Source organism: Streptomyces turgidiscabies Car8 (assembly GCF_000331005.1).
Classification (GTDB): domain Bacteria; phylum Actinomycetota; class Actinomycetes; order Streptomycetales; family Streptomycetaceae; genus Streptomyces; species Streptomyces turgidiscabies.
Genome location: NZ_AEJB01000600.1, coordinates 1 through 6,531, shown reverse-complemented (window position 1 = coordinate 6,531; position 6,531 = coordinate 1). Strand labels below are relative to the sequence as shown.

General features: G+C 69.9%; 8 protein-coding genes. 3 read left to right on the top strand and 5 right to left on the bottom strand.

What is annotated here, in order from left to right; genetic code table 11:
- Positions 1 to 44: 44 nt before the first annotated feature.
- Together STRTUCAR8_RS41790 and STRTUCAR8_RS41785 are read right to left on the bottom strand one after the other, a co-directional pair.
- Positions 45 to 1,370 (bottom strand): aldehyde dehydrogenase family protein, encoded by a 1,326-nt coding sequence (locus tag STRTUCAR8_RS41790; RefSeq protein WP_006382460.1) that lies wholly within the window; start codon positions 1,368 to 1,370, stop codon positions 45 to 47.
- A 162-nt stretch (positions 1,371 to 1,532) separates the two neighbouring features.
- Complete coding sequence (locus STRTUCAR8_RS41785) at positions 1,533 to 1,886, bottom strand: YciI family protein (protein ID WP_006382456.1); 354 nt, start codon at positions 1,884 to 1,886, stop codon at positions 1,533 to 1,535.
- Positions 1,887 to 1,984: 98 nt separating this feature from the next.
- Between STRTUCAR8_RS41785 and STRTUCAR8_RS41780 the strand changes: the two genes are divergently transcribed.
- The gene (locus STRTUCAR8_RS41780; RefSeq protein ID WP_006382459.1) at positions 1,985 to 3,031 is read left to right on the top strand and encodes an acyl-CoA dehydrogenase family protein; all 1,047 of its coding nucleotides are present in this window, start codon (positions 1,985 to 1,987) and stop codon (positions 3,029 to 3,031) included.
- 90 nt (positions 3,032 to 3,121) lie between these two features.
- Here STRTUCAR8_RS41780 and STRTUCAR8_RS41775 read toward each other — a convergent pair whose 3' ends face one another.
- The 3 genes from STRTUCAR8_RS41775 to STRTUCAR8_RS55920 form a co-directional block, all read right to left on the bottom strand.
- The gene (locus tag STRTUCAR8_RS41775; protein WP_006382457.1) at positions 3,122 to 4,279 is read right to left on the bottom strand and encodes an LLM class flavin-dependent oxidoreductase; all 1,158 of its coding nucleotides are present in this window, start codon (positions 4,277 to 4,279) and stop codon (positions 3,122 to 3,124) included.
- 101 nt (positions 4,280 to 4,380) lie between these two features.
- Positions 4,381 to 4,935 (bottom strand): NADPH-dependent FMN reductase, encoded by a 555-nt coding sequence (gene ssuE, locus STRTUCAR8_RS41770; protein ID WP_006382454.1) that lies wholly within the window; start codon positions 4,933 to 4,935, stop codon positions 4,381 to 4,383.
- A 265-nt stretch (positions 4,936 to 5,200) separates the two neighbouring features.
- The gene (locus tag STRTUCAR8_RS55920; protein ID WP_355726404.1) at positions 5,201 to 5,278 is read right to left on the bottom strand and encodes a putative leader peptide; all 78 of its coding nucleotides are present in this window, start codon (positions 5,276 to 5,278) and stop codon (positions 5,201 to 5,203) included.
- Between the two features lie 246 nt (positions 5,279 to 5,524).
- Here STRTUCAR8_RS55920 and STRTUCAR8_RS41765 point away from each other — a divergent pair, with 246 nt between their 5' ends.
- Together STRTUCAR8_RS41765 and STRTUCAR8_RS41760 are read left to right on the top strand one after the other, a co-directional pair.
- Positions 5,525 to 5,965 (top strand): SPW repeat protein, encoded by a 441-nt coding sequence (locus STRTUCAR8_RS41765; RefSeq protein WP_006382458.1) that lies wholly within the window; start codon positions 5,525 to 5,527, stop codon positions 5,963 to 5,965.
- Between the two features lie 201 nt (positions 5,966 to 6,166).
- On the top strand, positions 6,167 to 6,451 hold the full coding sequence (locus tag STRTUCAR8_RS41760; protein WP_006382455.1) for a GlsB/YeaQ/YmgE family stress response membrane protein: 285 nt from the start codon (positions 6,167 to 6,169) through the stop codon (positions 6,449 to 6,451).
- Positions 6,452 to 6,531: the final 80 nt, after the last annotated feature.

Below are 6,531 nucleotides of genomic sequence, written 5' to 3'. Positions count from 1 at the left end.
GCGATCAGCGTCCCGACCCGGGCCGGGGCCCCGCATCAGCGGCTTCAGCTCAGCGGCTTCGCCAGTACCGCCTTGCGGTGGCTGAACGTCTCGATCGAGTAGCGGCCGTGGTAGTTGCCCATCCCGCTCTCCCCCACCCCGCCGAACGGCAGGTCGGAGACGGTGAGATGGGCCAGCGGCAGACCGTAGCCGACCGCGCCGGAGGACGTCTCGGCGGCGATCCGCTCCCGGGTCGTGCCGGACTCGGTGAACACGTACAGCGCGAGCGGCTTGTCGCGGTCGTTGATGAAGCCGATCGCGTCGTCCAGCCCGGGCACCGTGACGATCGGCAGGATCGGGCCGAAGATCTCCTCCCGCATCACGGGCGAGGCGGGGTCGACGTCGGCGAGGACGGTCGGCGCGATGTACTTCGTCGTACGGTCCTTGACGCCGCCGGTGACGACCCGGCCCGAGTCGAGCAGACCGCCGAGCCGGTCGAAGTGACGCTCGTTCACGATCCGGCCGTACTCGGTCGAGGTGGCCGGGTCCGCGCCGAACAGGTTCTCGACGGCCTTGGCGAGCGCGGGCTCCAGCGCGGCGGCGGTCTCCGGGTCGGTCAGGACGTAGTCGGGGGCTACGCAGGTCTGGCCGGCGTTGAGGAACTTGCCCTTGACCAGCCGGTCGGCGACGACGTCGATATCGATGCCGGTGTCCACGAACGCCGGGGATTTGCCGCCGAGTTCGAGGGCGACCGGGGTGAGGTGCTCGGCGGCGGCGCGCATCACGATACGGCCGACGGTGCCGTTGCCGGTGTAGAAGATGTGGTCGAAGCGCTCGGCGAGCAGGGCCGTGGTCTCCGGGACGCCGCCCTCGACGACGGCGACCGCGTCCGTGTCCAGGTACTGCGGCAGCAGCCGGGCCACGACGTCGGAGGTGGCGGGAGCCAGCTCGCTCGGCTTGACCACGACCGCGTTACCGGCGGCCAGGGCGCCGACGACCGGGGTAAGCAGGAGCTGGACCGGATAGTTCCAGGGGGCGATGACCAGGACGACACCCAGCGGGTCGTACTGCGTCCAGGCGGTGGCGTCGGCGCCGAGGCGCCCGGGGACCGGCGCGGCCTCGGGGCGCAGCCAGCCGACGAGGTGGTCGAGGGTGTGGTCGATCTCCCGGATCGTGAAGTCGATCTCCGTACGGTAGGCCTCCTTCGAGCTCTTTCCGAGGTCCGCGTGGAGTGCGGCGGCCACGTCCTGGCCGTGCTCCGTGAGCAGTTCGCGCAGGCGGCCGAGCTGGTCCTTGCGCCACTCGACGGGCTTGGTACGGCCCGTACGGAAGGTCGCGCGCAGCCGCGCCACGATGTCGGCGGGTCGCTCGGGGGACGTGGGGTGGTTCACGGTGCCTCGCTCACGGTGGAATCATGCGATGGTCTCGGGCGCGGAAGGCCGGCTCGATGTCTCGACGTACATGCCAACCTGCCACACGACAAACTATATTCCACATACACGAAGATAACTTTAAGCGTTCATCCGATCACTTAAAGTATCGTCACGGGTTCGTCAGTCGTCGACCTCGCCCAGGAACGGACGGACCTCGACCGGCAGGGTCGTCGCCAGTGCGGCCTTGCGCCCCCACTCCAGGGCGGCGTCGAGGTCGGGCGCCATGAGAAGGCAGATCCCGCCGAGGAACTCCTTGTTCTCGGCGTAGGGCCCGTCGATCACCTCGACCTCGTCACCCAGGGGCCGCACCACCGTCGCCGCGTCCGGACGGTGCAGTCCGCCCGCGAAGACCCAGGCCCCGGCGTCCCGCAACTCCTCGTGGAAGGCACTCAGCCTGTGGTTGATCTCCACCATGGCCTCGGGCGCGGACGGTTCGCCGACCGGCTTCATGGCACTGAGCAGGTAGTACTTCATCGCGTCCTCCTGGGCATCATCACTCTGCCCCATCTCCTACACGAAGGGAGCACCTCTGTAGAGACACAACGCACCGCGACACCGGGAGAATCTTCCTCATGACCGCCACAGCGCACCCACTCGTCACCGTCGCCCGCCGGCTCGCCGCCGAGGTCCTGGCCCCGCAGGCGAGCCGGGTCGACCAGGAGGGCGTCCCCGCGAGCAGCATCACGGCCATCAAGCGGGCGGGGCTGCTCGGGGTGAGCGCACCGAAGGAGTACGGGGGTGCGGGCGCGCCCGCCTCGGTCGCCCGGGAGGTCGCCGAGATCCTGGCCGGGTCCTGCTGTTCGACCTGGTTCGTGCAGACCCAGCACCACACCCCGGTGAAGATGCTGACAGAGTCTCAGTTCCCGGTACGGGAGCGCCTGTTGGGCCCGCTGTCGACGGGCGCCCTGTTGTCCGGCATCGCGTACGCGCACCTGCGGTCCTTCCCTCGTGTGCCTGTGCGGGTCGGGTACGAGCGCGGCGGCTGGCGCTTCGACGGGACGGTCCCCTGGTACACGGGCTGGGGGCTGAACGACGTCATGCTGCTCGCGGGGCTGTCGGACACGGACGAGGTGGTGTTCGCCTTCGCCGACGCCCGCGAGCAGGCAGGGCTGCGCGCCTCGCCACCCATGCGGCTGGCGGCGCTCACGGCCGCCCGGACGGTGTCCCTGGAGCTGAAGGGTCTGCGCCTGCCGGAGGAGGCGGTCGTCCTGCGTATGCCGCGCGAGAAGTTCGCCCTCGTCGACCTGCCCCGGGCCACCAACACGAACCCGGCCGTGTTCGGGGTGGCGTACGCGGCCCTCGATCTGCTCGCCGCCCATCCGGACGCCACGGCGACCGCGCGCTCACTGCGCACCCGGCTGGACGCCGTACGCCGGGGCGCGTACGCCCTCACGGACCATCGCAGGCCGCAGGAGCACATCGCGGACCGACTGGCGCTCAAGACCCGGGCGTTCGAGCTGATGCGCACGGCGACGACCGCGGCGGTCGTCGCCGGGGGCGGCCGGTCCATGGACCTCGACAGCCCGGCCCAACGCCTGGCCCGAGCGGGCCTGTTCCTGCTGGTCCAGGGCCAGACGACAGACGTACGCGACACCCACCTGGCCGCACTGGCCGACTAACCTCCGAGTAGCCCCTGAGGGGCGCGAAGCGCACCCTTCAGGGGCGCGGGGAAGTGGGCGACAAGCCCCACCGGACCCGCGGCCAAAGAACTACCCGACCGCCTGACCACCAAACGGCACCTGTGCCGCCGGGGCGGCGTCCGACGCGAACGGATGCCGCCACAGCCCCCGCGCCGCAAGCCGCGGCAGCACCCCCTCACCGAACCAGTACGCCTCCTCCAGATGCGGATAGCCCGACAGGACGAACTCGTCGATTCCCAGGGCGTGGTACTCGGCGATACGGTCGGCGACCTCGTCGTGGCTGCCGACCAGGGCGGTGCCCGCGCCGCCTCGCACCAGGCCGATTCCGGCCCAGAGGTTGGGGTGGACCTCCAGCCCGTCCCGGTTGCCGCCGCCGTGCAGGGCGAGCATCCGCTGCTGTCCCTCCGACTCGCTGCGGGCGAGCCCGGCCTGGATGTCACGTACGGTCCCCGGGTCGAAGCCCGCGAGGATGCGGTCCGTCTCCGCCCAGGCCGCCTCGGACGTGTCGCGGGTGATGACGTGCAGCCGGATGCCGAACCGCAGGGTGCGCCCCTGCCGGGCGGCCAGTCCCCTGACCCAGGCGATCTTCTGGGCGACCTGGGCCGGCGGTTCGCCCCAGGTGAGATAGACGTCGACGTGCCGGGCGGCCACCTCACCGGCGATGGGTGAGGATCCGCCGAAGTACACCTCGGGGACCGGGTCGGGGACACGGGCCAGCGCGGCCTCCTCGACCCGGATGTGTTCGCCGGTCAGGCTGACCGTCTTGCCCTCCCACAACTCCCGTACGACTTCGAGGAATTCGCCTGTACGACGGTACCGGGCGTCCTTGTCGAGGAAGTCGCCGTAGGCCTTCTGCTCGTGGCTCTCGCCGCCGGTGACCACGTTGAGGAGGAGCCGTCCGCCGGTCTGGCGCTGAAAGGTGGACGCCATCTGCGCGGCGAGGGTCGGGGAGACGGAGCCGGGGCGGAAGGCGACGAGGAACTTCAGCCGCTCGGTGTGCTGGCTGACCATGGCGGTGGTCAGCCAGGCGTCCTCGCACCAGGCGCCGGTGGGGGTGAGCGCTCCGACGAAGCCGAGGTCTTCGGCGGCGCGGGCGATCTGGCTCAGATAGGCGACTGTCGGCGGCCGGTTCTGTCCGAAGGCGGTGGCCGGGGTGCCGTGGCCGCCGCCGACGACATGCCGGCTGTCGCCGTTGGTGGGGAGGAACCAGTGGAAGGTGAGGGACACCGAAGATCTCCGATCGGGAACGGGCGTCTTGTGTGACAGCGGGCGCGAGGTTCGCGCGCTGGGCGAAGGGTCGTTCGAGCGGTGGTGAGCGGCGGTCGGGGTCAGCTCGCCGCGGCGAGGAGCGGCGAGCGTCCGAGCGCTGCCGAGAACTGGTCGAGGACCTGGGTGAGCGCCTCCGCGGTGGCCGGGGCGACCGCGATGGAGCCGTCCTCGTGGGCGGTGATGTCCTTGTCGAGGGTGAACCAGCCCTGGACGATGTGGGCGGCGCCCATGGAGTTGAGGACGGGGCGCAGCGCGTAGTCGATGGCCAGCACATGGGCCGTGGTGCCGCCGGTGGCGAGCGGCAGCACCGTCTTGCCGGTGAGGGCGTACTGCGGGAGCAGGTCGAGGAGTGCCTTGAGGACACCGGAGTAGGACGCCTTGTAGACGGGCGTGCCGATGACGACACCGTCGGCGCGTGCGAACAACTCGGTGGCCTCGACGATCGCCGGGTGCCGGAAGTCGGCGCCGAGCAGGGCCTCGGCGGGAATCGTGCGGACGTCGAGCGGAATCACCTCGTGCCCCTGCGCGGCCAGTCGGGCGTCCAGGTGCCGCAGGAGCTTTCCGGTGCGGGAGGAGACGGAGGGGCTGCCGGAGACGGACAGGACGGTGGCCATGAGTCCTCTTTCTGGAGGCTTTCCGGGGACCGGCGTCGCCTGCGACACGGCAGGCGACCCGGGTGAAGTGGTCAGGGTTGCCAGGTCGGTTCGGGCGGTTCGCCGTCGAGGACCCAGCGGCCGACCGCGCGCCGGCCGCAGGCGACGAAGTCGTGGAGAAGGCAGGCGCGGACAACGCGCCAGAGGGCACACCCATCGCCGTCCGGAGCGAAGTCCGGCTGTTTCTCAGGCGGTTACGAAAGGGCGCGGCGAATCAGGACGAGGATCAGGCCGCGGTGCGACAGGAGGCACTGGAGACGCGCGCGAGGTCGACGTGCCGTCGCCGCGTGAGGTCCAGTCGCATCTTCATGCGGTGGATCCTGACAGTCGCCGAAGACGGCCGTCAAGGAATTGCCGACCGGTCTCGTATCGCGGACCTCTCGGCCCGAACGAACGGCGGGACACGCACCGTACAGGGTCGGTCACGGAGCATCATTCGTCATTTTTTCGCTGCACATAAGGGAAAAATAAGAGCACAATGTGGGTACGCGGCATTTACCGCATACCGCAGCAGAAGCGGTCCGGCCTGCACAGTCGAAGGAGACGAGTCATGGCCAATGTCTCGCACACCAGCGGTGACATCCACAGCCACCCTGATGTATCCGAAATGCGAGCCCGGTACGCCCGCATGCTCGGCGGTCGCGATGTCGCGCTCGTGGACGGACCGGTGTTCCTCGTCGGTCTGTACTGCGCGGCATCCCCCTGGATCCTCCACTACACGACGAGCCAGCCCCCGCTGGTGACCCACAACCTGATCATGGGCATCGCGATCGGTCTGCTGGCGCTCGGGTTCACCAACACCCCCGAGCGCATGTACGGCCTCAGCGGCGCTCTGTGCGCGATGGGCATCTGGATGATCGTCTCGCCGTGGATCGTCGGTGACAGCCCTGACGCGGGTGTGGTGCTGAACAACATCATCATCGGCGCTCTGGCCCTGTTCCTGGGGATGCTGAGTGCGGGCGCGACAGCCAGGAACGCGCCCAGGCCGTAGGTACGCGCGGAGAGAGGACGACGACAACCACCCGCACGTCGAGGTGGGAAGCGGGCCCGATCCCCTCCAGGGGCGGGTCCGCTCTCCGTTCGGCCCACACGTCTTCGAAGGGCGCATGGCGACTTGGGGGTCGCACGGACTGTCCCGGACCGGAGCGGGCACTAGTCAGGAGGTAGGCAATACCGGCGAAGAGGGGCGGAAATGACGATCTCGAGCATCATCGGTGCCATCATCATCGGCGCCGTCATCGGCATACTGGGCCGGCTCGTCATCCCGGGGCGACAGCGCATCGGAGTCCTCTGGACGATAGCCGTCGGTATCGTGGCCGCACTGATCGGTTCGGCGATCGCGGCCGGGCTCGGCGTGTCCGACACGGATGGCGTCGACTGGGTCGAGTGGCTGATCCAGATCGCGCTCGCGGCCGTCGGTGTGGCCGCGCTGGACCGGGCGAAGGCACCGCGTCGCGCACACAGCAGGCGGCGGTGACCGGGCGGGGGTGAGCACCGGAGGCCGGGCCGCCGCGTCGGGCCGGACCTGACCTCCGGGGTCCCGAAACTCCTTTGTGG